The 26,387-nt window shown below is 36.3% G+C and carries 21 protein-coding genes and 2 pseudogenes; 17 read left to right on the top strand and 6 right to left on the bottom strand.

The genetic code is table 11. The annotated features are described in order from the left end of the window. Positions 1–15 precede the first annotated feature (15 nt). The gene (locus tag ACP8HH_RS11870; RefSeq protein ID WP_438311540.1) at positions 16–2,445 is read left to right on the top strand and encodes a heavy metal translocating P-type ATPase; all 2,430 of its coding nucleotides are present in this window, start codon (positions 16–18) and stop codon (positions 2,443–2,445) included. Between the two features lie 144 nt (positions 2,446–2,589). Here the strand turns inward: ACP8HH_RS11870 and ACP8HH_RS11865 are convergent, their stop codons facing one another. After that, positions 2,590–2,979 carry a cupredoxin domain-containing protein gene (locus ACP8HH_RS11865; RefSeq protein WP_438311538.1) on the bottom strand — a complete coding sequence of 130 codons (390 nt, stop codon included), beginning with the start codon at positions 2,977–2,979 and terminating at the stop codon, positions 2,590–2,592. 350 nt (positions 2,980–3,329) lie between these two features. Here ACP8HH_RS11865 and ACP8HH_RS11860 point away from each other — a divergent pair, with 350 nt between their 5' ends. Beyond that, the gene (locus ACP8HH_RS11860) at positions 3,330–4,829 is read left to right on the top strand and encodes a multicopper oxidase family protein (protein ID WP_438311536.1); all 1,500 of its coding nucleotides are present in this window, start codon (positions 3,330–3,332) and stop codon (positions 4,827–4,829) included. Positions 4,830–5,161: 332 nt separating this feature from the next. Further along, the gene (locus ACP8HH_RS11855; protein ID WP_438311533.1) at positions 5,162–5,557 is read left to right on the top strand and encodes a DUF4181 domain-containing protein; all 396 of its coding nucleotides are present in this window, start codon (positions 5,162–5,164) and stop codon (positions 5,555–5,557) included. A 255-nt stretch (positions 5,558–5,812) separates the two neighbouring features. Here ACP8HH_RS11855 and ACP8HH_RS11850 read toward each other — a convergent pair whose 3' ends face one another. The 3 genes and pseudogenes from ACP8HH_RS11850 to ACP8HH_RS11840 form a co-directional block, all read right to left on the bottom strand. Beyond that, positions 5,813–6,379 carry an NADPH-dependent FMN reductase gene (locus ACP8HH_RS11850; protein ID WP_438311532.1) on the bottom strand — a complete coding sequence of 189 codons (567 nt, stop codon included), beginning with the start codon at positions 6,377–6,379 and terminating at the stop codon, positions 5,813–5,815. A 237-nt stretch (positions 6,380–6,616) separates the two neighbouring features. Then, positions 6,617–6,724, bottom strand: a pseudogene (locus ACP8HH_RS11845) (IS3 family transposase); the annotation flags it as partial. 12 nt (positions 6,725–6,736) lie between these two features. Beyond that, the gene (locus ACP8HH_RS11840; RefSeq protein ID WP_438311529.1) at positions 6,737–7,051 is read right to left on the bottom strand and encodes a hypothetical protein; all 315 of its coding nucleotides are present in this window, start codon (positions 7,049–7,051) and stop codon (positions 6,737–6,739) included. A gap of 478 nt (positions 7,052–7,529) precedes the next feature. Between ACP8HH_RS11840 and ACP8HH_RS11835 the strand changes: the two genes are divergently transcribed. The 8 genes and pseudogenes from ACP8HH_RS11835 to groEL all read left to right on the top strand — a co-directional run. After that, a complete protein-coding gene (locus ACP8HH_RS11835) occupies positions 7,530–7,955 on the top strand; it encodes a RidA family protein (RefSeq protein WP_438311527.1) in 426 nt (141 codons plus the stop codon). Between the two features lie 334 nt (positions 7,956–8,289). Then, positions 8,290–8,988 carry a GntR family transcriptional regulator gene (locus ACP8HH_RS11830; RefSeq protein WP_438311525.1) on the top strand — a complete coding sequence of 233 codons (699 nt, stop codon included), beginning with the start codon at positions 8,290–8,292 and terminating at the stop codon, positions 8,986–8,988. A 1,060-nt stretch (positions 8,989–10,048) separates the two neighbouring features. Then, positions 10,049–11,134, top strand: coding sequence for a TRAP transporter substrate-binding protein (locus ACP8HH_RS11825; protein WP_438311523.1), 1,086 nt, complete (start codon positions 10,049–10,051; stop codon positions 11,132–11,134). 614 nt (positions 11,135–11,748) lie between these two features. Continuing rightward, positions 11,749–12,276 (top strand): TRAP transporter small permease subunit, encoded by a 528-nt coding sequence (locus ACP8HH_RS11820; protein ID WP_438311521.1) that lies wholly within the window; start codon positions 11,749–11,751, stop codon positions 12,274–12,276. Continuing rightward, positions 12,273–13,604 (top strand): TRAP transporter large permease, encoded by a 1,332-nt coding sequence (locus tag ACP8HH_RS11815; RefSeq protein ID WP_438311519.1) that lies wholly within the window; start codon positions 12,273–12,275, stop codon positions 13,602–13,604. The genes ACP8HH_RS11820 and ACP8HH_RS11815 overlap by 4 nt, the downstream gene beginning before the upstream one ends. A 293-nt stretch (positions 13,605–13,897) precedes the next feature. Beyond that, a complete protein-coding gene (locus ACP8HH_RS11810) occupies positions 13,898–14,308 on the top strand; it encodes a RidA family protein (protein WP_438311517.1) in 411 nt (136 codons plus the stop codon). Positions 14,309–14,436: 128 nt separating this feature from the next. After that, positions 14,437–15,318: a fumarylacetoacetate hydrolase family protein gene (locus ACP8HH_RS11805; protein ID WP_438311515.1), complete on the top strand. Its 882-nt coding sequence runs from the start codon at positions 14,437–14,439 to the stop codon at positions 15,316–15,318. A gap of 449 nt (positions 15,319–15,767) precedes the next feature. Further along, positions 15,768–16,780 (top strand): annotated as a pseudogene (gene groEL / locus ACP8HH_RS11800) (chaperonin GroEL); the annotation flags it as partial. A gap of 208 nt (positions 16,781–16,988) precedes the next feature. Here groEL and rpsD read toward each other — a convergent pair. Then, positions 16,989–17,591: a 30S ribosomal protein S4 gene (rpsD, locus tag ACP8HH_RS11795; RefSeq protein WP_438311513.1), complete on the bottom strand. Its 603-nt coding sequence runs from the start codon at positions 17,589–17,591 to the stop codon at positions 16,989–16,991. A 291-nt stretch (positions 17,592–17,882) separates the two neighbouring features. On the opposite strand from rpsD, the gene ACP8HH_RS11790 reads away from it, so the two are divergent. Together ACP8HH_RS11790 and megL are read left to right on the top strand one after the other, a co-directional pair. Then, positions 17,883–19,778 (top strand): sensor domain-containing diguanylate cyclase, encoded by a 1,896-nt coding sequence (locus ACP8HH_RS11790; protein WP_438311511.1) that lies wholly within the window; start codon positions 17,883–17,885, stop codon positions 19,776–19,778. 101 nt (positions 19,779–19,879) lie between these two features. Further along, positions 19,880–21,097, top strand: a complete 1,218-nt coding sequence (gene megL / locus ACP8HH_RS11785; protein WP_438311509.1) for a methionine gamma-lyase — start codon at positions 19,880–19,882, stop codon at positions 21,095–21,097. Between the two features lie 58 nt (positions 21,098–21,155). Here megL and ACP8HH_RS11780 read toward each other — a convergent pair whose 3' ends face one another. Further along, the gene (locus ACP8HH_RS11780; protein ID WP_438311506.1) at positions 21,156–21,635 is read right to left on the bottom strand and encodes a GAF domain-containing protein; all 480 of its coding nucleotides are present in this window, start codon (positions 21,633–21,635) and stop codon (positions 21,156–21,158) included. 196 nt (positions 21,636–21,831) lie between these two features. On the opposite strand from ACP8HH_RS11780, the gene ezrA reads away from it, so the two are divergent. From ezrA to ACP8HH_RS11760, 4 genes are all read left to right on the top strand, one after another. Continuing rightward, positions 21,832–23,526, top strand: coding sequence for a septation ring formation regulator EzrA (gene ezrA / locus ACP8HH_RS11775; RefSeq protein WP_438311505.1), 1,695 nt, complete (start codon positions 21,832–21,834; stop codon positions 23,524–23,526). Between the two features lie 89 nt (positions 23,527–23,615). Then, the gene (locus tag ACP8HH_RS11770; RefSeq protein ID WP_438311503.1) at positions 23,616–24,761 is read left to right on the top strand and encodes a cysteine desulfurase family protein; all 1,146 of its coding nucleotides are present in this window, start codon (positions 23,616–23,618) and stop codon (positions 24,759–24,761) included. Continuing rightward, a complete protein-coding gene (gene thiI / locus ACP8HH_RS11765; RefSeq protein WP_438311501.1) occupies positions 24,748–25,950 on the top strand; it encodes a tRNA uracil 4-sulfurtransferase ThiI in 1,203 nt (400 codons plus the stop codon). Before ACP8HH_RS11770 ends, thiI begins: the two co-directional genes overlap by 14 nt. Positions 25,951–26,031: 81 nt before the next feature. Next, positions 26,032–26,244 (top strand): small, acid-soluble spore protein, alpha/beta type, encoded by a 213-nt coding sequence (locus tag ACP8HH_RS11760; RefSeq protein WP_438311499.1) that lies wholly within the window; start codon positions 26,032–26,034, stop codon positions 26,242–26,244. Positions 26,245–26,387: the final 143 nt, after the last annotated feature.

Here is a 26,387-nt window from a genome sequence, read left to right as displayed (position 1 = left end):
TACCCCTACCAAGTATTGGAGGAGAAGCAAATGGCAACAACAGAAAAGACCTTGCAAATTCAGGGCATGACTTGTTCAGCCTGTGCAAACACCATTGAAAAAGGATTATCGAAAATAGATGGTGTTGAGAAAGCGAACGTCAACTTTGCCATGGAAAGTACTACAATCACTTATGATCCGACGAAGACAAATATAAAAGAATTTACTGAACGAGTTGAAAAACTTGGTTATCATATCATACAAGAGAAGGAAACTTTCGATATTACGGGAATGACATGCTCAGCATGTGCGGTGAGAATTGAAAAACGTATTAATAAGATGGACGGTGTTTCGAAGGCTAACGTCAACTTTGCAATGGAAACACTCGCTGTCGAATATGACAGTAAACAAATCCGACCTACAGATATGATTATTGCAACCAAAAAAATGGGTTTTGAATTAATTCCCAAGCAAGACAATAAAGATAAGATGGATCATAAAGAACAAGAAATTAAAAGCCAAACAAGAAAATTCATTTTCTCATTAATATTGACGATTCCATTGTTCTGGACGATGGTTGCACATTTCGAGTTTTTATCATTTATCTATATGCCTGAAATACTTATGGATCCCTGGCTACAACTTGCACTTGCAACACCTGTTCAATTTATCGTCGGTGCTCAGTTTTATAAAGGGGCATTTAATTCACTTAGAAATAAAAGTGCGAACATGGATGTTTTGGTTGCGTTAGGTACGAGTGCAGCATATTTCTACAGTCTCTATTTATCATTTGAATGGATGAATGCGGGGAGTGTTGGAAGTCCCGAACTGTATTATGAAGCAGCAGCCGTCATTATTACGTTAATTGTACTAGGTAAATTATTTGAAGCACGTGCAACAGGAAAAACGAGCCAAGCAATTCATAAATTACTTGATTTACAGGCTAAAACGGCAAGAGTGTTAAGAGACGGCGTTGAAATGGAATTGCCGATTGAGCAAGTAATTGCGGGAGATACGATCATTGTAAAACCTGGAGAAAAGATTCCGGTGGACGGCGAAATTATTGAAGGGCGTTCCGCAATTGATGAATCAATGATTACGGGTGAAAGTCTTCCGATTGATAAAGTACCGGGTGATTCAGTCATTGGTGCGACAATTAATAGGAACGGTTCTTTGCAAATCAAAGCAACAAAAGTAGGGAAGGATACAGCATTAGCACAAATTGTGAAGGTAGTTGAAGAAGCACAAGGATCAAAGGCAGATATTCAACGCTTGGCGGATAGAATTTCAGGTGTTTTTGTACCGATTGTCGTCGTTATCGCAGTTGCGACATTCTTCATCTGGTATTTCGCGGTAACACCAGGAGATTTCCGTTCGGCATTAATTCCAACGATTTCAATTTTGGTTATTGCTTGCCCATGTGCTTTAGGATTGGCAACGCCAACGTCAATTATGGCTGGTTCGGGTAGAGCCGCTGAAATGGGTTTGCTCTTTAAAGGCGGAGAACATTTAGAGAATACTCGTTCTATCGATACAGTTGTGTTGGATAAAACAGGAACAGTGACAAAAGGTCAACCTGCGTTAACGGATATTACAGTGACGGCAGGCTTTACGAAAGACGAAGTTCTACAATTAGCTGCCGCAGCTGAAAATCAATCCGAACATCCTTTGGCACAAGCAATTGTTAAAGGTGCAAAAGAAAAGGGTTTATCCTTACTTGAAGTAACTGATTTCGAGGCATTACCGGGTTATGGGATTCAGGCGAATGTCAGTGGTAAAGTAGTGTTAGTCGGTACAAGAAGGTTAATGAATGAACGTGGAATTGAGATTTTAGATTCGGAAGTTTTGATGGAAAAACTTGAGAGTGATGGGAAAACAGCGATGCTGATTGCTGTTGATAACAAACTTGCGGGTGTCGTTGCAGTAGCAGATACGGTGAAAGAAACGTCCAAAGAAGCGATTGCCAGAATGCGCGAATTGGGTCTTGATGTCATCATGCTAACAGGTGACAACCAACGCACCGCAGAGGCAATTGCGCGCCAAGTTGGCTTAACTCACGTTATCGCGGAAGTGTTACCAGAACAAAAAAGTGATGAAATTAAAAAGTTACAAGATCAAGGCAAGAAAGTCGCCATGGTCGGGGACGGAATCAACGATGCGCCGGCACTTGCGATGGCAGACATCGGAATGGCAGTCGGAACGGGTACGGATATTGCAATTGAAGCGGCGGATATCACGCTTATGCGCGGCGATTTAAACAGCGTTGCAGATGCGATTATCATGAGCCGAAAAACAATGCGCAATATTAAACAAAACCTATTTTTCGCTTTCTTCTACAACACAGTCGGAATCCCAATTGCGGCTATTGGCTTATTGGCCCCTTGGGTTGCAGGTGCAGCGATGGCATTTAGTTCTGTGTCGGTTGTATTGAATGCTTTGCGTTTGCAAAAAGTTAATTTGAAATAATGATTTGTACGATTGTGTCCAAGGAAAAAATAAGCATAAAAAAGAGTAGGACTGGGGAGTTATTCCTAATCCTACTCTTTTTCATTCGAAAATTGTAAATAACAGGTGCTGAACCCAGTCTTACATTGCTTGGTAGTTTTCAGTCTACTTGACAATCAGTGTTGACTTCATATCGTCATGTCCCGCTCCGCAAGGAATATTGCAATAGATTGTATACTCACCTGGCTCGGTAGGTGTGAATGTTGCCTCCCCGTCGCCCTGAATGTCCACATCAAGGCCATCGATAGCAATCCCGTGCATGCCTTCTTCGTTTGCAAAAGTTATTTTAACCTCTTCACCAGCTTTTACGGTGTATTCTGCCTGATTGAAATCAAAGTTTACTGCTGTAATATTAATTTCATCACTAGCAGTTGCACCTTCCGTAGAGGCGGTATTATCTACCCGCCCCGTTTCGTCACTTGTATCATTTCCACCGCAAGCGGCAAGAACAAACAAAACACTTAAGAAAACCGATGACAATAACCATTTCTTCAAAATGAAAACCTCCTTTATATTTGAGGATGGATTTCTTTGTATCCCTCTTATACATAATGATAGCTGTGATATATCCATTTTCTATGGAGAGGATAAGACAAAATTATGAACGAGTATTATTAAGTAGTAAACTTACCTTTATTCAATAATGCATAGATGAAAAAAGTGCCCCAAATGCCACGAATAGAAGCATCTACGAGATTAATCTGCCTTTTAGGGTTCCCATAATATATGCAGAATGTATGCATTTATTATGACGGTTTTCATACACATCTTTCACCTGCATAATTTTTTCATATTATTTTGTTACACTACAAATGAAATAATCGAAAGAAAAGGGGAAATTGGTAATGAAAAAAAAAATAAAAATTACTGTGCTAGCGATTAGTATATTGGTTATAAGTGGTTGTAGTAATGCGAATTCACAACCAAATCATTCCATGATGAATAATGAAGAAATGGATGATTCAATGATGAATATGGATGGAAATATGATGGGAAATCGACATATGAGCCATGATGGGGTCGTAAGTTTAAATGACTCAACAGGGGAAAATGAATTAAAAATCCCTGCCATGCTTGAACGTGATAACAAGGAGGAAGTCGCATACACCGTTCGAGCACAAATAGGGAAAACCGAAATATTTGATGGTATTGAAACAAATACGTATGGCTACAATGGAACATTTTTAGGACCGATGTTACGTTTGGAGAAAGGTGACACAGTGAAAATCAGGGCGATTAATGAGCTCGATGAGAATACAACATTTCATTGGCATGGGCTGGAAGTAGCGGCAGATGCAGACGGTGGGCCCCATGATGTGATTAAACCGGGTGAAGAAAAGATTATTGAATTTAAAGTGGAACAAGAAGCGGCAACACTTTGGTTTCATCCCCACCCAGAAGGGAAAACTTCTGAACAGGTATATAACGGCCTTGCAGGTTTGGTTTATATCGAAGATGACAATTCAAAAAGTCTGGGATTACCAACTGATTATGGGAAGAATGATATACCGTTAATTTTTCAAGATAAAACATTTGACGATAAAAAACAATTGAATTACAGAGCTGCAATGAACGATGACGGAACAATCGGGGATACGTTATTAATCAATGGAACACTCAATCCCAAGTTGACTGTAAACAAAGAGAAAGTACGTCTCCGTTTATTAAATGGATCGAATGCGAGGAATTTCACATTTAAATTGAATACAGGGGATTCCTTTATTCAAATAGCAACGGATGGCGGCTTTTTGAATGCACCAGTGACACTTAACGAAATTACACTGACACCTTCAGAACGAGCAGAAATAGTCGTTGACTTTTCACAATTGAATCTAGAAAATGGCTTGGCATTAATAAATGAGGATGGGTCTGTCCTTTTACCATTTGAGGTTTCTGATCAAAGCGGAGCAATTAGCAGAATTCCGGGTGAAATGAATGATTTTTCATTGACAGTAGAAGAGAAGGATTTGCCAGTCACAAAGAAGGTGGAACTCTTTGGGATGATGGATATGGTAATGATTAATGGAAAGAAGTTTGATGCGGATAGAATTGACTTCACACAACAGCAAGGGGTCACTGAAGTATGGGAAATTTACAATAGACCCGACATGATGGGTGGAATGATCCATCCGTTCCACATTCACGGCACGCAGTTTAAAATAATCTCAAGAGATGGGGAAGAACCATCAGAATATGAACAAGGTTGGAAAGACAGTATAGCCGTTCATCCAGGGGAGCGAGTAAAAATAGCTATCCAATTCAATCATAAAGGTGTGTACATGTTCCATTGTCATATTCTTGAACATGAGGACAATGGTATGATGGGACAAATAGAAGTGAAATAGACTTGTTTCAGTTGTATAGGAAGAATTGTAAAGTTAAGCAATTAATATTAAAACAGCCAGTGTGCATAAAATCTAAGCCGTTCGGTTTTGAATCGCAATAACTGAAAAAACAATCAAAGTTGACTAGCATTTAGGTATCAATTAATTAACGATTTAGAATAGGTTTTAGCACACCATTTATACTCATTAATTAGCATCGCAAATGCGATGCTTTTCTATATTAAAAGGGTATTTTGGGGCTTCTCTGGTATATTGAAGTATGAAAGAAATTTATTGCTGTTCAACAGGCACTCTTTAGTGAAATAAATTATCTTAGGAAAAGGGGAGGGAAAATGTTAGTTTTTATTGTAATTACAACTCTTATTTTCTTGCTGTATATCTATATCAATCGTTTCATTTTGAAACGAAAATTAAACATTGAAGAAAAAAGGTTACACATGTTTTCAAAAGATAGAAATAATTTTTTTTTAATTGCAGAAATCATCGCAATCATTGCATTCACAGTCATCAGTATAGTTTATATCGATATTGCTTTGCCTACTAATTTTTCACCGACCTTTATCCCGAAGCTTACATTTGTATTTCTATTTGTTATACAAGTAATCAGAGGTTTGGAGCTTTGGGTGTTTAATCGGGAAGAAAAATTATATTATTATCAATCTTTGGGTGCTGCATTGTTTCTTATTATGTTTTTCATTTTTTACTTCTCAGAAAATTATTTAATATAGCTTTTTAAATTATTTGCATCGATGAATCAATTGTATAACTTTTATTATGAGAAGATAATTTCAGAATGGGGTGCGTTAACTGGATAACTAAAGTGAAAAAGCAATCCCATTGGCAAGGCATTTAGTATAGCAATAAAAATAAAGGGGCTAAAACCATTGTGGTTTAAAGCCCCATTTCATATGTTTTGTAATGATCTGCACCCTTTAAGAGAACCCGTTGCCTGAAGGGTGTCTGTTTTTTGATTGTTTGACCACTTATGCCTTAACAGTAGCTTTTGTTTTATGATAGAACTCAATAAAGTTATGAACAACCGAATCCAAGAAATCAATTGTAGCTTTATCCGTAAGTTCGCCAGTTTCATTCATTTTTTCATGAACTGAACCAACATATACTTCATTACCTGGAAGTACAGCAGGTGCTAATGCCGGGTTAGAAAGAATTTCTCTTAAGTGAAGTTGCGCACGGATACTTCCGAATTGCCCCATAGAAGACCCTACTATAAATGTCGGCTTGTTTTGAAGTGTGAAATCCCCGCCACGTGATAACCAGTCAATGGCATTTTTCAATGCGCCTGGAATGGAGAAGTTATATTCAGGAACTGCAAATAGTACAGCATCCGAATCTTTAACATTATTTTTAAAATCTAGAACATTTGCTGGTGGATTGCTTTCTATATCAATTGAAAACATTTCGAGATCATTAACAAAGACAGGTGTAATTTCTAACTGCCCTGCATAACGCTTTCTCATATGTTCAACCAATTTCAAGTTGAATGACGTAGAACTTGTACTTCCAATTATTGCTTTAACTTTAATCGACACATCAAAAACTCCTCTATAATTTTTAATCAACATCATTAATAATATACCTTGCTTTCAAGACATTCAACCAATCTGTTTTAGGAGACTGAACAAAATACCCAATTCATTTATTTATATATATACACTGCCATCTTAAACTATTATAAGCCCCAATCAGCCCGGAAATCCCGTTGTTTAATGTATAAACCGAAAGAAAAGCCCTGGAATGATGTGACCCCTAACAGTTAGAGTATTATATTAAGCAGTTAATTTGCTGGTGTGGAGACGGTATTGAACCGGCCTCATTCCAGCTAATTTTTGTTTGATACGTTTGTTATTATAATAATGAATATTAGACTCAATATCTTTTTTTAACTCCTAATATGTGCGAAAAGGTAGACCATAATACTTTTCTTGTTTCAAAATGCCAAAGAAGCTGTCCATAGGTGAATTATCAAAACAGTTTCCCTTGCGGGACATGCTTTGAAATAGGCTGGTTGCTTCAAGGAACTTCTTGTTCGATGAAGCGATCAGCGGTGGATTCGTAAATTCGAATTGAAGTGCCGTTTGTAGATATGGTGCTCCTGTCCTTTTTATAAAGCTTAGTACATCAAGCTTGAATCGAACAGAATATACATCATTCGCATTATTTTTTATTAATCCTACTGCACCATGTTTTTTATATATGCTCACCCAAAATCTAATTTGAGTTTTAGATTTTACATCGTATTTCATAGCCAACTTTCTAAATCCAAGTCATCTATCCAGATACTCAAAACAATCTTGACATTAAATTCATTGCTATATTTAGCCATAATAAAACACCCCGAAAGTTAAAATTAGATAATAACTCTAACTTTCGGGGTGCACATCTTAATAAACAGAGTAAGTTTCAGATGTTTATCCTCCTATTTATAGCGTTGAGTGATGGGGGGGCTATAATGTGAATTATCTAGCATTATTTAAAAAAGCATTCACAGGCGTAACAAACATTCACGATAGTTTCTTTCATGGGCACGCAACGCTATTGGCTAGCACTATCTTACCGAAATCTTTTAAATATTTTAAATATTGTGTTGACCAGAGAGTAGTTAGATGTTATCTTTGATTTAGGATCCAACACAACAATATCCACTTCTAGTTAGATTTTAAGAAAAGGAGATTGATAAAAATGAGTGACACAAAAACGACCAATTCACTAGAATACATTAACCCTGAAGGTGCAAGCCCTGCACAAGGACTATACTCACATGCGACACGAGTTGAAAGCGGTCCATTGTATTTCATTGCCGGTCAGCTATCAGTTGCCGCAGATGGTAGCGTTGCAGGAAAAGGTGATTTTGAAGCCCAGTTTCATCAAATTTTTAGTAACCTTAAAGATGTTCTTCATGGACTAGGTGCGACTCACAGCGATATTGTTAGGTTCAATACCATATTGGTTCATTCACAGGATATTGAATTATTCATGAAACTGCGTGAAGAGTATTTTCCAACCATTTTTAAAGACAAGTACCCTCCTAACACTTTAATCGTCGTCGACCGACTTGTTAAAGAAGAGTTTCTACTAGAAATTGAAGCAATTGCGATTGCAAAATAATAAAAATAAGTTAGGAATCTTACAATTTAAACACAGATGACAATAATCATCAATTAGATCATTGGAAGTGGATTTATACAGGGTGTTTTTCAATACCTAGTATTTTTGACCGCCCCACTTATAGGTTATATTACTTGGGATCCTAAGTAATATAACCTATTCACTTAGATAAAAGGAATCTGCTGTTAATCTATAAAAATAGTTGTATAGTCGTTGAATAGTATGATAATTTAGGTCTTATCAAATAGATCCAATTGGCGGTAACTATACTACTTTTATATTATGATTCTGCCTTAATATACTTGTCTGACAATAAGCCTGTGGGGGTGTAAATATGGAAATAGATTTGGATGAATTTATTATAACAATGTTAGGTAGGAAAATGACAACACAAGAATGGGTAACGGATATTGTTCGCAAAGCAATATTGAATGGATATTATGATGATGGGAAACCAATTGATACGACTGAATTAGCAAATAAACTAAGTGTCAGTAGAATGCCGGTCCGTATGGCGTTGTCACAATTGGAAAGTGAAGGTTTGGTATTACTTGAACCGCATAAAAAACCTTTTGCTGTCATGCTATCCCCGGAAGAGGTGATGAAAATTTGTGATATCCGTTGTGAGTTAGAAGCCTTAGCTGGGAAACTTGCAATAAAAAAGATTACAGATAAAAATATACAGGAGTTAAATGAACTAATTATCAAAATGGAAAATACAAATGACACGAATGAGTATATGCTATTTAATAATGAATTTCATAATACTATTAACGTAATAGCGGGTAATGAAGTATTACAAAACCTTATTAACCAATTAAGAAATAATGTAGAAAGGTATTTGAAAATATATCTGCATGATCCCTTGAATAGTAAAGCGGCAAACGATGAGCATAAAAGTATTTTACAAGCTTTTAAGGAAAGAGATTCCAACAAAGTCGAAGTATGTATTCGTAGTCATTTAATACATACATGTGAGTCAGTCATCCACTTTTTAAATGAATCCAAAATAAATCAGTTTGTAAACTTTTAATTTATGAATTTAGTTACAGTCTTAGTAGTTGGCTCTGCGTCAAGTTCCCGAAACTTAAAAGTTCCTTTCTAAATCAACAGTTATACTATGGCGGACCTGTATTTTAAGAAACCATTTAATGTGGAATTACTCTTAACAATTTTTTCGAGACACGGAAAATAAAGTCCATGGGTGCAGTCTCTGAACTTGAAAATTGTAAGGTTATTCGGGAAAGTAGATTCACTTACCTTATCAGGCTGCTTCGCTATGACAAGGCCCACTTAGTCGCCGAAGAAAATTATTACATGGATTCGTTTTAAATTGTACTATAGTTCGATGAATTAAATGAGTGCTTAATGTAAAAGGTGAAAGCGCTTACACGTAGCCATGCAATAATTTAATCCATTTTTCGTCCAGAATGATCAAAGTAATGATGTACTTCTATAAATACCAGTTCTGTTTTCGTTGTCTTTACTAATAATACTATCACCGACTATAGGAGAAACCTTGTTTTTAGGATTAATTTTCAGCACTTATTATGAAGACCAGGTTTTTAATTTATTTTAATTACTTTATAGTTCAAATTACCACTATTTATCCCATTTTATATTATCCTTTTATCGACGGTTGGATTACCCTTTGGAACAGTATGCCCAAATAAAATGAGCATATATTAAATTGGAATTTGAAAGTATATTATATGATGTTTTTATTTTATTGACTGTAAATAAAGTGGTAGTTTTGCCTTTCAATAAAATTGAAAAGAAAGGGGGTGTTGTAAGTAGGAAAAACTTGACGTGAAGTTAGTAAAATTCAAGTTTATGGGAAAAATGTAATGCCTGTAATTATTTATACGAAAGTTGGAGTATTTGGTCATAGGTCCTGGATTGTTGGAATGGTTTAATTAGTAGGTAATTTTATGATTCTGTTAGATTTTATAAGTCTATTTAATTAAACGTAAAATAGACGTTTATTTTATCAGGTTGTTTTTTTGTATAGTTGGGTATAAATGCGAACTGTAATATTCCACAATATCTCAATAAGTTATATGATTTGAATATTATATTGGAGGTGTTTCTTAATGAAGAAGTATATTAGAATTCCTTTTATTCTGTTGGCTGTCATCTTTACAACAATAGGTTGCTCAGAAGAATCCTCGGAAAAAGAAACCATCGCAACTATTGATCAAAATCAAGCACCAATTGAGTGGAGATTGCAATCCAGTTGGCCGGCAGGGATTGAAATACAAAGGCAAGCAGATTCATTTGCCGAAAAAGTAACGGAAATGAGTGGCGGTCGACTTAATATAACAAGCCTACCCTCCGGTTCTGTAGTAGGTGGACTTGAAGTATTTGATGCAGCTGAAAATGGTGTAATTGATGTAGCACACTCTGCTTCTTTTTACTGGATAGGAAAAGAGCCAGTGGCTCCGCTTTTTGCGGCTATTCCAGCAGGTCTATCGCCTACTGAGTATATTATGTGGTTATACCACGGTGATGGACTTGATCTCTGGAAGGAAATGTACAAGGATTACAATTTTGGATTTGTCGGGGCAGCTGGAATGAACAATACGGAAATATTCGCTTGGAGTAATAAACCTATTGAGAGTCTAGATGATTTTAAGGGTTTAAAGTTTAGAACTGTAGGTATATGGGGAGAAATACTTGCCAAATTAGGTGCTTCAGTAATGACTCTTCCTGGTGCCGAGATATATGGAGCACTGGATAGTGGTGTTATCGATGCCGCGGAGTTTGCTAATCCTGAGTCGGATTATATTACTGGTATGCATGAAGTTGCCAAATATGCACATGTTCCCGGTATTCATCAGCCAACCTCTATGATGGAAATACTTATTAATAAAGATTCTTGGGATAAATTAACACCAGACCTTCAAAAGATTGTTGAAGAGGCAGCGAAAGCAACAACAATTGAAGGGCTTGGAAACTCGTTAGCTAAAGACGCAGATGCGCTAAAGAAGTTTGTAGAGCATGGAACTGAAATAATCAGATTATCTCCGGAATTTATTGAAGATATATCAGAAGTTGCCCATGATTTATATAAGGAGAAGAGTAAAGCTGATCCATTCTTCAAAAAGGTATACGAATCACAAATGGAAACTCGGGATGCTTTTAGGTATTTGCAAGATTATATGGAGATAAAATATTAGTTGGTATTAGTTTAGGGGGATTTTTATTTCTCTCCCCCTTCTTAATTATTTACTACTTATTATTGTTGGTGCAAAAATCAACAAATAACCTTGGATATCATTGGCCCGACAGATAAAATTACTAGCCATTATACAAACAACAAGTTAATGGGGTGGAAGACCGGTCCGTTAATGTTTATAAGTCAGTTGTTCTTTAAAGTGATAAAGGCTCGTTTCAAATGGAGTTTATAGTTCATCTATATTATGTGAAGGTTATTCAAGACAACGATTGAATTTTCTAGCTACATCATACTTACTTGTTAAATCGCTGTTTACGATGGGACAAACCGTGAATTCTCCACCATCGAATCAAGAACTAGATGGATAAAAAACGGAGTAATACGTTTGGTCCCAAATCGTATAAAATTAGCATTTCGAACAGGACTTGTCATCCTATAATTGATATAGGTTATCCTTTTTTTGTGAAAAGATTCTTCTAATCACATACTTATGTCAACATTTGAGGTGGTATCCCAACTTTACGCTTTTAAACGCCAGGGCTATCGCAAGGATTTTAGGTTACGAAATTGATTTGTTTATATATTCCTGAATAATTTTTATTGGGGGCGTGGATGATGCTTTTAAATAAAATAACCTCGTTTATAGATCTAATTAATGATTGGGCGGGAAAGATTGCTAGATGGTTAGTTTTAATTCTAGCCATTATTATCTTTTATGAAGTCAATATGCGCTATCTATTTAATAAGCCATCTATTTGGGTTTTTGACATTAGCTATATGCTGGGGGGGACATTTTTTACTTTAGGTATGGGATATACACTATTAAAGAAAAAGCATGTGCGAGTAGATGTCTTTTACACTAAGTTTAAAAAACGTAGTCAAGCCGCAATAGATATTTTTCTAACAGTTTTTATTTTTTTTCCAACTTTCATATTAATGCTTACTAAGCTCATTCCTTGGGTTCAAAAATCGTGGGAAAGAAAGGAAAAGGCCATTGGGAGTTTTTGGATGCCCCCTGTATACCCCTTTAAAACGATACTGTTAATTTCAATACTTCTACTCATGTTGCAGGCCTTTTCAGAGCTTTGTAAATCCATTCAAGAATATATAAATGAGGGTAAAAAGGGGGGCAATAAAGAATGAGTATATTTACTCCAGAATTAATTACTATCCTAATGTTTTTAAGTTTAATTGTTGGACTCTTTATGGGTTATTACTTAGCATTTGTCCTTGCAGGTGTTGGATTATTATTCGGTTTTGCTTTTATTGGAACTGACTATATCGGAACACTTATAACAAGTTTTTTTGGTGTAATGCAAAATAGTGTATTGCTTGCTATACCACTTTTTGTATTAATGGGAAATATACTAGAACAAACTGGAGCTGGCGAGAGGATTTTTAATAGCTTCTATGTTCTTTTTGGTCGGATAAAGGGGGGGTTATTAGTTGCCACCAATTTTCTTGCAACCTTATTTGCGGCTACTACGGGTGTAGTTGGTGCATCTGTCGTTACGATGGGGACATTAAGTCTCCCCCCTATGTTATCGCGCGGATATGATAAAAAACTTGCTTCAGGAATTATTGTCGCTGGCGGTGGTTTAGGTGTACTAATTCCTCCAAGTATCATGATTGTGGTTTATGGTCCAGTGGCAGGTGTATCTGTGGGTAGCCTATTTATGGCAGCAATTGTTCCTGGTTTACTTTTATCTATAACATATACGATATATGTACTTGTAAGATGCCATATAAACCCGAAACTAGGTCCTCCAATTAGTAAAGAAGATCGTAAAGCCGCATTCGAGAGAATTGGGATTAAAGGACTGATTTTATCACTTGCCCCCCCTCTGGTAATAATTCTCGCCGTATTAGGTTCAATTTTCTTCGGAATTGCAACTCCAACAGAAGCAGCGGCGGTAGGGGTTGTTGCTGCAATAGTTCTTGCTCTTTTTCATAGGGAATTAAAGTTGGAAAAATTAAAAACGGCATTGGATGGTACACTTACAACAACAGCTATGATTTTAACGATGACAGTAGGGGCCGTGATGTTTATTTCTACATTTTCCTCTATCGGGGGAATAAATATAGTTAAAAATTTTGTAACTGGTCTCCCTTTTGACGCCTGGGGTATTCTAACTCTAATGATTGTATTAGTAGTCATTTTAGGAATGTTTCTAGACTGGATAGGAATTGTTTATCTTGTCGTTCCCCTTTTCACACCAATTGCGATGGATCTCGGCTTTAATGCTATTTGGTTTTCGATGATTATAATTTTGTTTTTACAGTTATCTTATATTACACCGCCATTTGCACTTTCAATTTTTTATTTCAAAGGGGTAGCACCTCCAGATATCTCAACCAGTGATATGTATAAAGCAGTTATACCTTTTATTGGCTTGCAAGTTATCGTATTCTCACTTTGTATAGCTTTCCCAAAAATAATTTTGTGGCTTCCAGAATTGATGATGAAGTAACATACAACTTATAAAAATTGTAATTAAACAGTATATTTGTGGACTATGCATCATTATCAACCTGGATAAATGACGGAATATTTTGTATTGACTTTCAATTGAGTCTTTGGTAAATTAAGAACATATAGTGGATCCAATATACACTATCCAGGATCCTGGAGTGTGATTTCTAAATGTCTGATAGTCTATTATTGTATCAAGTTGATTATTTTATTATAACTTCTTGATTAATCTGTTAGTTCGGGCGGAATTACCGCCTTTCTATAAAAGTTATTAGAGGGGAGATGAGGTTAATGAGTGAGTCTTTAAATAGTTTCCATAGAATCCGAATTCCGGACAAGATTGCAGAGCCTGGTGGTCATTATACGGACGGGGTAGTCTTTGGGGACATGCTTTGGGTCTCGGGAATGGTTTCTGTAGATATTGATGGTAATGTTGTAAGCCAAGGAGATATTGTTGGCCAAACCGAGCAAGTTTTTCAAAATATCAAATTTGTTTTAGAGAATGCAGGCGCCACTTTTAAAGATATTGTTAAAGTGACTATATACCTGTGTGATATTAATGATCGTGAGGCAGTAAATACCGTGCGAAAAAAATACTTTGGTGAATACAAATCGGCAAGCACACTTGTTGAAATTAGTCAATTAGTCAACCCTGATTTGTTAGTTGAGATAGAAGCAGTTGCCTATCTTGGTAATAAGTAGAACTAACTAAACTGATTTGATCAAGTATTTAGCATTAAGTATTAGTATCGGGTAATTAGTTTCTTTAATACTCTTGATTCAGGAGTGCTTAGCGGTTAAACGAAAAAATGTTAAGTGGGGTGATGAGGATGAAATTTGTTACATTTAAAAAAGATGATAACAAGGCGCGATTAGGTATTTATAAAAACAATGAAGAAATTATTGATTTGACGTTAATTGACCCAGCGCAACCTTTATTCAATGATATGTTAAGTTTCATTGAAGGAGGGAGCGAGGCTGTAAGCATGATGAATGACATTCTTCAAACAATGGATGATGAATCTTTTATCAGTAAAATGGATGAGGTAACTATTTTGCCACCCATACCTAGGCCAAACCGTAATATCTACTGTGTTGGATTGAACTACGCTGAACATAACGAAGAGTTTTCTGGTCAAGGTTCAGATGTTCCAGCTGATCCAATAATCTTTTCAAAGGCACCTAGTTCCGTGATTGGTACAGAGGATTCAATAGAAGCCCATTCTGATATTACTCAAGAACTAGATTATGAGGCGGAACTAGCAATTATTATAGGTGTTGGAGGACGTGATATTCCAGAAGATCGAGCTTTGGATTATGTTTTTGGATATACAATAATTAATGATGTAACTGCTAGGGATCTTCAACGTAAACACCAACAATGGTTACTTGGTAAAAGTCTTGACACGACCTGCCCAATGGGACCATCTGTGATACACCATAGTGCAATTGACCCTGCTAACCTGAATATTTCTTGTAGGGTGAATGGTGAGACTAGGCAATCATCAAATACGAAACATATGATTTTTGATATACCAACCATAATTTCAACCATTTCAAAAGGTCATACACTAGCACCTGGTGATATCATCGCTACGGGAACTTGTGCTGGAGTAGGAATGGGATTCAATCCTCCAAAGTTCCTAAAAAAGGGTGATTTGGTGGAGGTTGAAATTGAAAATATAGGTGTGCTTCGCAATTATGTTAATTAACCTTTCATATAATGAATAAATTATTTTTTCAGTAGATTGAGTCAACCATCATGATTGGTAAAATCATAGTCTTGGTAGTGTCGTTAATTAACATATCTAGTGAGATTAGGTACAAATATAACGCTGTTCAGGCAACGGTTTCTCTTTGTTCTATCGGAGAAACCATGGCCTGTTTTTTTAAAATTCATCCACTTTCACGTTTCTCACATTCGATAAAATTGACTGATTATATTTACTAATTCAGTACCCTAATGATAGGTCTTCCTTTGACGGAAATGTTTGATATAGTTGTTAAGATGTCTGCGCACGGCATTATTCAAAGTTTACAATATAATTGTATATACGAAAAAAGGAATCAGCGATGTTTTAATTCATTTGACTTCCTTTTATATATATACGTATTAACGTGTGATGTCGTAAAATCGTGTCAGATAGGCACCTTTCACTCGTATATTTTAATTACAGATAAAAAAATCGCAAGCATTCAGGATATCCTTCCAATGCTCGAGCAAGTTGTTCAACAAGGTAAGCCACTATTAATGATTGCTGAAGACGTTGAAGGAGAAGCACTTGCAACACTTGTTGTAAACAAGCTTCGTGGTACATTCAATGCAGTTGCTGTTAAAGCACCAGGCTTCGGTGATCGTCGTAAAGCAATGCTTGAAGATATCGCACAACACTTACAGGCGGAGAAGTGATTACTGAAGACTTAGGACTTGATCTTAAGTCGACGGATATTGCTCAACTTGGCCGTGCGGCAAAAGTAGTCGAAACAAAAGACAACACTACAATTGTTGAAGGCGCTGGAGATTCAGACAAAATTGCAGGACGTGTAAATCAAATTCGTACGCGGCTAGTAGAGTCTTCTTCTGAATTCGATAAAGAAAAACTACAAGAGCGTCTTGCGAAACTTGCAGGCGGTGTTGCAGTTATTAAAGTTGGAACAGCTACAGAAACGGAATTGAAAGAGCGTAAACTTCGTATTGAAGATGCATTTAACTCAACACGCGCTGCAGTTGAAGAAGGTATCGTTTCTGGTGGTGGAACTGCACTTGTGAACGTATACAAAAAAGTTGCGGAACTTCTTGAAACAACAGAAGGCGACATTGCAACAGGCGTTAAAATTGTTCTTCGTGCACTTGAAGAGCTAGTTCGTCAAATTGCAAACAATGCGGGACTTGAAGGATCGATTGTTGTAGACCTTCTAAAACGCGAAGAAGTTGGTATTGGCTTCGAAGCAGTAGAAGGCACTTGGATAAATATGATGGAAGCTGGCATCGTCGATCCGACGAAAGTAACACGTTATGCACTTCAAAACGCAGCATCTGTTGCAGCTATGTTCTTGACTACAGAAGCAGTAGTAGCGAACAAACCACAGGATAACCCTATGGGCGGCGAATGCCAGATATGGAAATTGTTCATTCAAATCAGATCTTTTGAACATGAAAAAAGTACCTTGTAAAAAGATGTTTTTCATTACACCTACCTATTCCTGTATATACGCCACCATTTTTTATTAAATTAGCCCCAATGTTAGCCCCAATCAGCCCCAAAATCCCGCTGTTTAATGCATTAATCTGCATGGTCAGACAAATAGAAAAAAAGCCCTAAATCCTTGAATTAACAAGGTTCTTAGGGCTTCTAACTCTACTCTTTGCAGAATATCACGATTAACGTGAGTAGAACTCAACAATAAGTGCTTCATTGATTTCTGCTGCAAGTTCGCTACGCTCAGGTAGACGAACGAATTGACCAACTTTTGTATCCACATTGAATGTAACATATTCAGGAACAAAGTTGCTCACTTCAAGTGATTCATTTACGATGTCAAGGTTTAGAGATTTCTCACGAAGAGAGATTTCTTGACCTGGTTTTACTTTAAATGATGGAATGTCAACGCGCTTGCCATCAACCAAAATGTGACCGTGGTTTACAAGTTGGCGAGATGCACGACGTGTACGAGCAAGACCCATACGGTAAACAATGTTATCAAGGCGTGTTTCAAGAAGAATCATGAAATTGACACCGTGTTTACCAGGCATTTTACCTGCTTGAATAAATGTTGTTTTAAATTGACGTTCGTTTATTCCGAACATAAAACGAAGTTTTTGTTTTTCTTGTAATTGCATTCCGTACTCGGAAAGTTTTTTACGTTGGTTAGGACCGTGTTGTCCTGGTGCGTAAGGACGTTTTTCAATTTCTTTACCTGTGCCGCTTAGTGAAATACCAAGACGACGGGATAGTTTCCATGCTGGACCTGTATAACGAGACATGAATGTCTCCTCCTCTAATTTGGTTTTATTTTGTTGTAAAATAAGAACCAGATGCGTTCAATCCGTAAACCATTCTATTATCCTGCATCTTCGCCTCCGCAGCCAGGAAGTTACGCGGTGCACCTTATAAAAGGAATAGACTGGACAAACGAAACACACAACTGCTGCAAATATTTTACACAACTTTTATCATAACAACCTTGGAGCACAGTGTCAAGCAACAACTATATGAAATAAATAGTTTTAAAGAACTAGTTGGGAAGATGGATAATGTAGTTCTAATGTATTACAATGGTAAAGACAATCAATTTAAAAATTCGAATTAGGGGTGATTTAGTGGCGAATCATCAAATGACTTTATATGAAATTAAAAATGACTTAATCAATCTATGGTCCAAAGATACAGCCTTTCAATCCGATACACTCTGGTTCGAGATGTTTAAAGAAACCTTACAAAAAAACTTTGGAGTCAAGAATACAGATTATCTTGTTTACGATAACGGTGAATTCGTGCCGCTTGGAGGGAATAAGTCGAATTCGAAAAGAATCAAGCTGAAACAGATTGGGCAAATTAAAGAAGGGTCAATAAAGAACAAAGACTTCTATATTAATTTGTTTAGAAAAAAGGGTTATGAAAATATTGATGAGATTGTAACATTTGTCAATGATCATAATGAAATACTCGGTATTTTTCTAATTGAATCAACAGAGAAATGGCGAGATTTTTCGAAAACCTCTTATTATGTGGAACTAGAGAAAACAGTTAGTCATTTAATACAGATGGTGAGAAAAATGGGACTTCTTATCAGCAGGGAAAAGAATTTCAGGCAATTGTTTAGTACTACTGAACTTTTCAATTCAACTATGGATAGTCAAGTTATTCTTGACGGTATCATACAGACGATAGCTGAATTCTATCCTTCGTTTGATACGGAATTGCTGTTATCACAAGATTATAGAGAACTAACCAAATCATATAAGTTGTTTAATTATAAAAGTGAGCGGCCATCGGCGGTGGATGCATTTGTCTCAGGTGAAATGACCATCGAGGACGCCGTAGATTTATCTGAAAAAATTATTAATGTACCTATTAAAGGAAGACAAGGTATATACGGAGTTTTACAAATAATGCTTCCGTTAGATTATGTTTTTACTAATTCACAACGAAACTTTATAAATATGCTTGCAAATACGGCCGGAAGTGCACTTGAAAACGCAAGTCTTTATGATCAAACGCATAAGATGAACGATGATTTACGGTTGGTAAATGAAGTATCAAGAAAATTAAATAGCAATATGTATTTCGGAGAAATGATTGCATATTTAAAACAGCAATTGCTTACAGCGTTTCGCCCTTCCGAAATAGCTTTTGTCTTTTACGATGATATAGAAGTCCATACAATAATGAGTAGGACATCGGAATTTTTTATTACTGCAAATGGTGAACAATATATAGACTATGTATCAAAGCAACTAGAAGCAGGTAAAGAGTCTGTATTCGATCCGAGTTTTAGTAGCACTATAAAAGAGGAAGTTCATTATGAATCAGTCATTGCTATTCCAATTACAAATCATGAAAAAATGGTTGGTTTTGTTGTATGTTTACATGAAGAACAATACCGTTTTTCTTTTGATAGTTTTAAGTTAATGCAATCACTAATTGGCCACTCATCGCTTGCATTAGCCAATTCAATGTTACGTGAACAATTGCAGGAACTCGCCGACAAAGATTATTTAACAAAACTATATGCTAGAAGATATTTGGATAATATCGTTATGAAATCAATTGAATTGGATGAAGGCGGTGTCCTAATTCTATTGGACATAGATGATTTTAAACTTGTGAATGATAACTATGGTCATGGAATTGGTGATGAAGTGTTAAAACAGATTTCTTCCTACGTATTAATGGAAATAGAAGGGAAAGGAGTTGCGGCCAGATGGGGAGGAGAGGAGCTAGCTCTTTATTTACCTAGAGCTACTATTTATGAAGGTAGTAATTTTGCAAAAAAACTTATAAATGAGATTCCACTACTAACAAATCCATCTGTTACAATTTCTTGCGGTGTAAGCGGTTGGAAACCGAATATGGAAACAACATTTAAAAGCCTCTTTCAGTATACGGATAAAGCATTATATACTGCGAAAGAAACTGGTAAAAATCAAGTGATAATAAATAAGGCATAGTCTAGCGTATAAAATGCAAGACGTGTCTCTTTTTATTTGTCAGAATAAAGTGTAATATAAAGAAGAGATTAATAATTTAGAATAGATAGGGGTGGCTTCAAATGGGGAAAAAACAATTGCACAAAGACACGACTGTTATACATGAGGGGTACGATGACAAAGAACATAAAGGAAGTCTAGCGGTTCCTTTATACCAAACATCTACGTATGCATTCGAGTCTGCGATTCAGGGGGAAAACCGTTTTTCTGGTAAGGAAGAAGGTTATGTTTATTCGAGAATTGGTAGCCCAACAGTACGTGTGCTTGAAGATCGAATGACAGCACTTGAAAATGGTGCAAGTACTTTAACATTCGGTTCAGGAATGGCTGCTGTCAGTTCTATACTCGTACATTTGACAAAGGCCGGAGATCATATTCTTTGTTCTAGAGGGATTTATGGCTGTACATTCGGACTACTCGGAATTATGAATGAAAAATACAATATTACGCATGATTTAATAAAGATGGGAACTGAAGAAGAAATCGAACAAGGCATTAAGCCTGAAACAGTTTGCATTTATGTAGAAACACCTATTAATCCAACGATGGAACTTGTGGACTTACAAGCAGTCGTAAATGTAGCAAAAAAACATGGAATAAAAGTTGTAGTAGACAATACATTTTCATCACCATATTTACAAAACCCGCTTGATTTTGGGGCAAATTTTGTCCTTCACAGTGCAACTAAGTACATTAATGGCCACGGAGATGTCATCGCAGGATTGTTAGTTGGGAAAGATAAAGAAGAGATGGATCTAGTTAGAGGATCCATTCATAAAGATTATGGTGGGATTATGTCACCATTCGATGCGTGGCTTCTAATTCGTGGTTTAAAAACATTATCTGTTCGTATGGAGCGTCATACGTCCAATGCAGAAAAAATAATTAGCTATTTAAAAAGTCAGCAGCTGGTAGAAGAAGTCTTTTATCCGTTCGACCCAGATAATCCCCAATATGAAATTGCCAAACGTCAGATGAAAGCAGGCGGTGGGCTCATCTCGTTTACGATTAAAGGTGGAAAATCAGGAGCGCAGAAGTTTATGGATAATCTAGGGTTAATTAAAATTGCTGTTAGCCTTGGCGATGCAGAAACGCTTATTCAACACCCGTCCACTATGACACATGCAAGTGTTCCTGAAGACGATAGATTATCAATGGGCATTACTGATTCTTTGTTGCGTCTATCCGTTGGATTGGAACATGCAGAGGATCTAATTGATGATTTAGAGTCTGCATTTAAAGCGACAGAAAAAGTACTTGGAGAAAATTCTACCAAATAAAAAAGCTTCGACAATCATTAATTTGAATTGTCGAAGCTTTTTTTATTATCATCTTAAATTATAAGTGTTTAACAAGTATGCGAATAAGTTTTTCAAGTCCGATACGGTCATCTTCAGAAAAACGATCCAATTCAGGACTATCAATGTCTAGAACCCCGAAAATTGTTCCATCTTTAACAATAGGAATGACTATTTCAGACTGAGATGCTGCATCACATGCAATATGTCCAGGAAATGCGTTTACATCAGGTACAATAATAGAATCTTTCGTCTGAGCTACAGTTCCGCAAACCCCTTTACCAAGCGGAATCCGAATGCAAGCCGGTAAACCTTGGAAAGGTCCAAGAACAAGTTCATCATTATCCATTAGGTAAAATCCAACCCAGTTGATTCGATCGAAAAATTGGTTTAATAAAGCTGAAGTATTGCTTAAGTTTGCATAGATGTTCTTTTCACCGGTTAAAAGAGCATCTAGTTGGCTGGCGAGTTGACTATATTGTTCGGTGATATCTTTAGCGTAATCTAATTTTGTAAACAAATACAACACCTCTTCATCTAGAATATATGTCTAAAGTATACAGTTCGGCTGAAGGAGAATCAATGAATTAAGAATGAATTGTAAATTATACGCAGGATTCCCCAAAAATCTTTCTTTTTCGTAACTAAATTTATCTGAACGTGGTATTATAAAGGTTAGTATATTGATGCTTCGACACTTGAATAGGGGGACCACGATGAAATACATAATTTTTGCAGTTATTGCACTCATAATCTTAACGGTAATTGCCTTTTTATTCAGGCGTAAACATATAGGAGAAATTAATAGATTAGAAAAAGAAAAGTCTCAGATTCAGCATAAACCAATACTTGAAGAAATGACAAAAATAAAACAATTGAATATGACAGGTGAAACGGAAGAAAAGTTTGAGCGATGGAGGAATCAATGGACTGAGATTATGGATGATCACATGCCGAAAATTGATACTCTTCTCTTTGATGCTGAAGATACAATAGACCGATTCCGTTTTAAGAAAGCTACGGAAATCGAAAAGGAAATACAAACAAAAATACGTTATTGTGATGAAAGAATGACTGCAATATTAACGGAGCTAGACGAGCTCGTTGGTAGCGAAGAGAAAAACCGCATAGAAATGGAAAAGCTTCAAGAACAATATCGTGCAGCACGTAAAACAATACTTGCTCACCAACATTCTTTCGGAATGACTGTGGGTCCATTGGAAAGAGAATTGGAATCATTCAATCCGAAGTTTAAGGAATACGCCGAACTTACGGAAAACGGGAATTATTTATTAGCTCGTGAAATTGTGATTTTATTGACAGAAAAAGGAGAACACGTTTTTTCACTTATTCATGAAATCCCATCACTACTATCGGAATTGCAAAATAAGATACCTTCTTCGATACGTGAACTTAGAAATGGGATTCGAGAAATGGAAGAACAATCGTATTACTTAAAACATCTAGAGTTAGAAAGAAATCTGGATGAAATTGAAAATGAGATTCAGGATATGCTATATAAAATGTCTGAACTCGAAATTAAATCCTACCAGCAAAACACAAATGAAATAAATGACCGAATTGATTCTTTTTATGATGCCCTTGAAAATGAAGTAAATGCGAAACGATACGTAGATGCAAATTATGAGTATTACGGAGAAGAGCTTTTACAATTAATTAGAATAACTAGAGAAACCTCCGATGAAGCTGCATTTGTTCAACAAAGCTATAGACTCAATGAAACCGAAGCACAAATTCCACAAGAAGCACTCAAGAAACTTGAAGCAGTCCATAAGAGATTTGAAGTTCTTTCGTCAAGAATTAAGGAAGAAGCCTCTGCTTTTTCAAGTCTACAAGTTGAGTTGCAAGAAATTAGTACGATAATCGGGAATGTTGCAGAAGAACGAGAAAGCTTTGCAAATCGAATTGAAAATCTGCGTATTGATGAAAATAGCGTACGGACAAGATTAGATGAGTTATCTCGCAAACTGCAAAATACAGACCGGATGCTTCATAAGGGTAATATTCCTGGAATTCCAGATGATATGGATGCAAGATTAGAAGAGGCTGAAGAACAAATATATATTGTGACCCAAAGTTTACAAGAAGTTCCATTAAATATGAATTTGGCAAACTCCTATTTAGAGAATGCTGAGAAGTCTGTTGATGAAGTAGCAGAAAAAGTCGAAGAATTACTTGATAATGTCATGCTTATCGAATGGATTATTCAATATGGTAATCGCTACCGCGCCTCGAATCCAGAAATGCATATTCGATTGCTTGAAGCAGAAGAATCGTTTAGACAGTTTCGATACGCAAAAGCATTGGAGGAAGCTGCAACTGCGGTAGAACATGTCGAGCCGGGTGCCATGAAACGAATAGAAGAACTTGTAAAAGAAAGCGTTAATTAATTTAGTTAGATAACTATGGCCACCGGCAGAATGAATGCAGGTGGCTTTGTTATGCTTATAATAGTTAGACAGCGAAAGGATCTGTAAAAATGATTTACTTAGATAACTCAGCAACGACGGTACCAAGTGAAGAAGTGCTAGAAGCATTTGTTGAAGCGAACAGAAAATATTATGCCAATCCAGCATCAATACATCTTGCTGGAAAAAATGCTGATAACCTACTTGAACGATCTAGAAAACAAATATTATCACTTTTGGAAGCACCAGAGGGTGAAGTAATATTCACTTCGGGAGGTACAGAAGCGAATAATTTAGCCATTATCGGTTTGGCCTATGCTAATCGTGCAAAAGGCAGTCATATCATTACGACTCGAATTGAACATCCTTCTGTATTAAATGCGATGATCTATCTAGAACAAATGGGATTTGAAATTGACTATTTGACCTGTGATAAGCAAGGATTAATTTCTTCGTTAGAATTAAAAGAGAAAATTAGAAAAAACACAATACTAGTGAGTATAATGCATGTCAATAATGAAATTGGAACTGTCCAGCCAATTGCTGAATTTGCCAAAATAATTAAAGATAATTCAAGAGCTGTCTTTCATACAGATGCCGTGCAAAGTTACGGAAGATTGCCGATATCTTTAGCGGGAATTGGTCCTGATGCAATTACTGTTTCGGCTCACAAAATAAATGGTTTGAAAGGCTCGGGATTACTTGCGCTAAGAAAAGGTCTTGTCATTAAAGCAGTTAGCTTCGGGGGTGGGCAAGAAAATGGGCATCGTAGTGGTACTGTGTCCGTTCCGAATGCAGCTGTTTTTGCTAAAGCAATGCGATTAATATCTTTAGAAGATAAAACAACATCTAATACACATTGGCGAAACCTTCTTATCGATTTTATGAAAAATTTCAATGATGTACTAATACTTGCAGAGACCTCTGGTGCACCTCATATTTTATCAATTGCTTTTAATAAAATAAAAGGTGAAATTGCAGTAAATTTCTTTCAAGAAAATGGAGTAATAGTATCGACGTCCAGTGCTTGTTCTTCAAAAAGTGGACGCGCAAGTCATGTTATAGAAGAGATCGATATAGCTGAGCGCTTTAAGCAAGGAGTTATCCGAATTAGTTTTGGACAAAATAACACAGAAGAAGATATATTTGAATTTAAAAAAGTCTTTAATAAGTTCATGAAATTGCTTGGAAGGGGAAAAACAAATGATATGGAATGAATTATTAATCCGATACGGAGAATTATCATTAAAAGGACGAAATCGAAGTTATTTCGTTAGAAAATTAAAAAGAAATATTATGGGCGCGTTAAGTGACCTTCCAACAGTTGTGCTAAAATCTGAGCGGGATCGCATGTTTTTACTTGCGGAAGATGTGTATGATATGGAACAAGCGATTGAAAGACTGCCGTTTGTTTTTGGTATACAATCATTTAGCCCTGTAGCAAAATGTGAGGCAACATTGGAAGCGATTTACGATAGGGCAATTGAAGTAGTTGGCTCAGGTGAAACGAATGGTAAAACTTTTAAAGTTGAAATAAAGCGAACAGATAAAACATTTCCGTTTGATACAGGCGAGTTACAGCGGAAAATCGGTTCACATGTATTGCAAAAATTCCCGGATCTTATTGTTCAAATGAAAAAACCCGATATTATGTTATTAGTCGAAATTAGAAATGAAGGTGCATTCCTTACTGCTAATATACATTATGGTGCAGGTGGAATGCCAGTCGGATCGAATGGGAAAACTTTGCTGATGTTATCTGGAGGCATTGACAGTCCAGTCGCAGGTTATCTTATGATGAAACGTGGAGTATCTATAGATGCTATCCATTTTGAAAGTCCACCATTTACAAGTGAATTAGCTAAACAAAAGGTTATTGACCTTGCAGAAAAATTATGTTTTTTTGGTTCAACAGTGCGACTACATGTAATTCCATTTACTGAAATTCAACAAACAATTGCCGAGAAAATACCCGAAAACACTTCAATGACAACAACTCGAAGAATGATGTTGCAAATTGCCGACAAAGTCCGAGCCGAAATAAATGCATTAGGCATTGTTACGGGAGAAAGTTTAGGACAAGTTGCAAGTCAAACGTTGGAAAGTCTTACAACAATCAATGCAGTAACGGCAACACCTATTTTACGTCCGCTTATTGCTGAAGACAAACTCGATATAATTGATATGGCTAAAAAAATTGGTACTTATGATATCTCAATTAGACCATATGAAGATTGCTGTACAATCTTCACACCTTCTAAACCGAAAACAAAGCCGAAACTTGAAAAAGTATCTTTTTATGAAAGCTTTACCGAGTTTGAGCCCATGATATTAAAAGCCGTTCAAAATCGAACCATATATGACGTGCCACTTAAAAAAAATGACCTATTTGAAAAATTTCTATAATCGATGAAAATATTACCACTTGATGCCTCCGCATGATTTTTCCGAAATTGTACATTCTATATTTACAAGGAGGTGTTAATCATGCCAAACAACAACAGCGGTAATTCAAACCAGCTAGTAGTTCCAGGTGTACGACAAGCACTGGATCAGATGAAGAACGAAATTGCAGCAGAATTTGGCGTACAAATGGGACCTGATGCAACGTCGCGTGCCAACGGATCCGTCGGCGGAGAAATTACAAAGCGATTAGTTCGACAAGCCCAACAACAAATGAGCGGATATCAAAACCAATAATTAAAAAGTAATAAAAAGCTGTTTCGGGATTTATCCCGGAACAGCTTTTGTTTTATGTGTACATAATTCAGGAGTTTTCAACTCATTATTGTTTAATTTAAAAAATATATTATGTTTATTGGAACGATACTTGTATAATGAAC

It is taken from the genome of Sporosarcina sp. FA9 (assembly GCF_051550205.1).
Taxonomy (GTDB): domain Bacteria; phylum Bacillota; class Bacilli; order Bacillales_A; family Planococcaceae; genus Sporosarcina.
The sequence above is the reverse complement of the archived record's forward strand: the minus strand, read 5'-3'. Positions and strand labels throughout refer to the sequence as shown.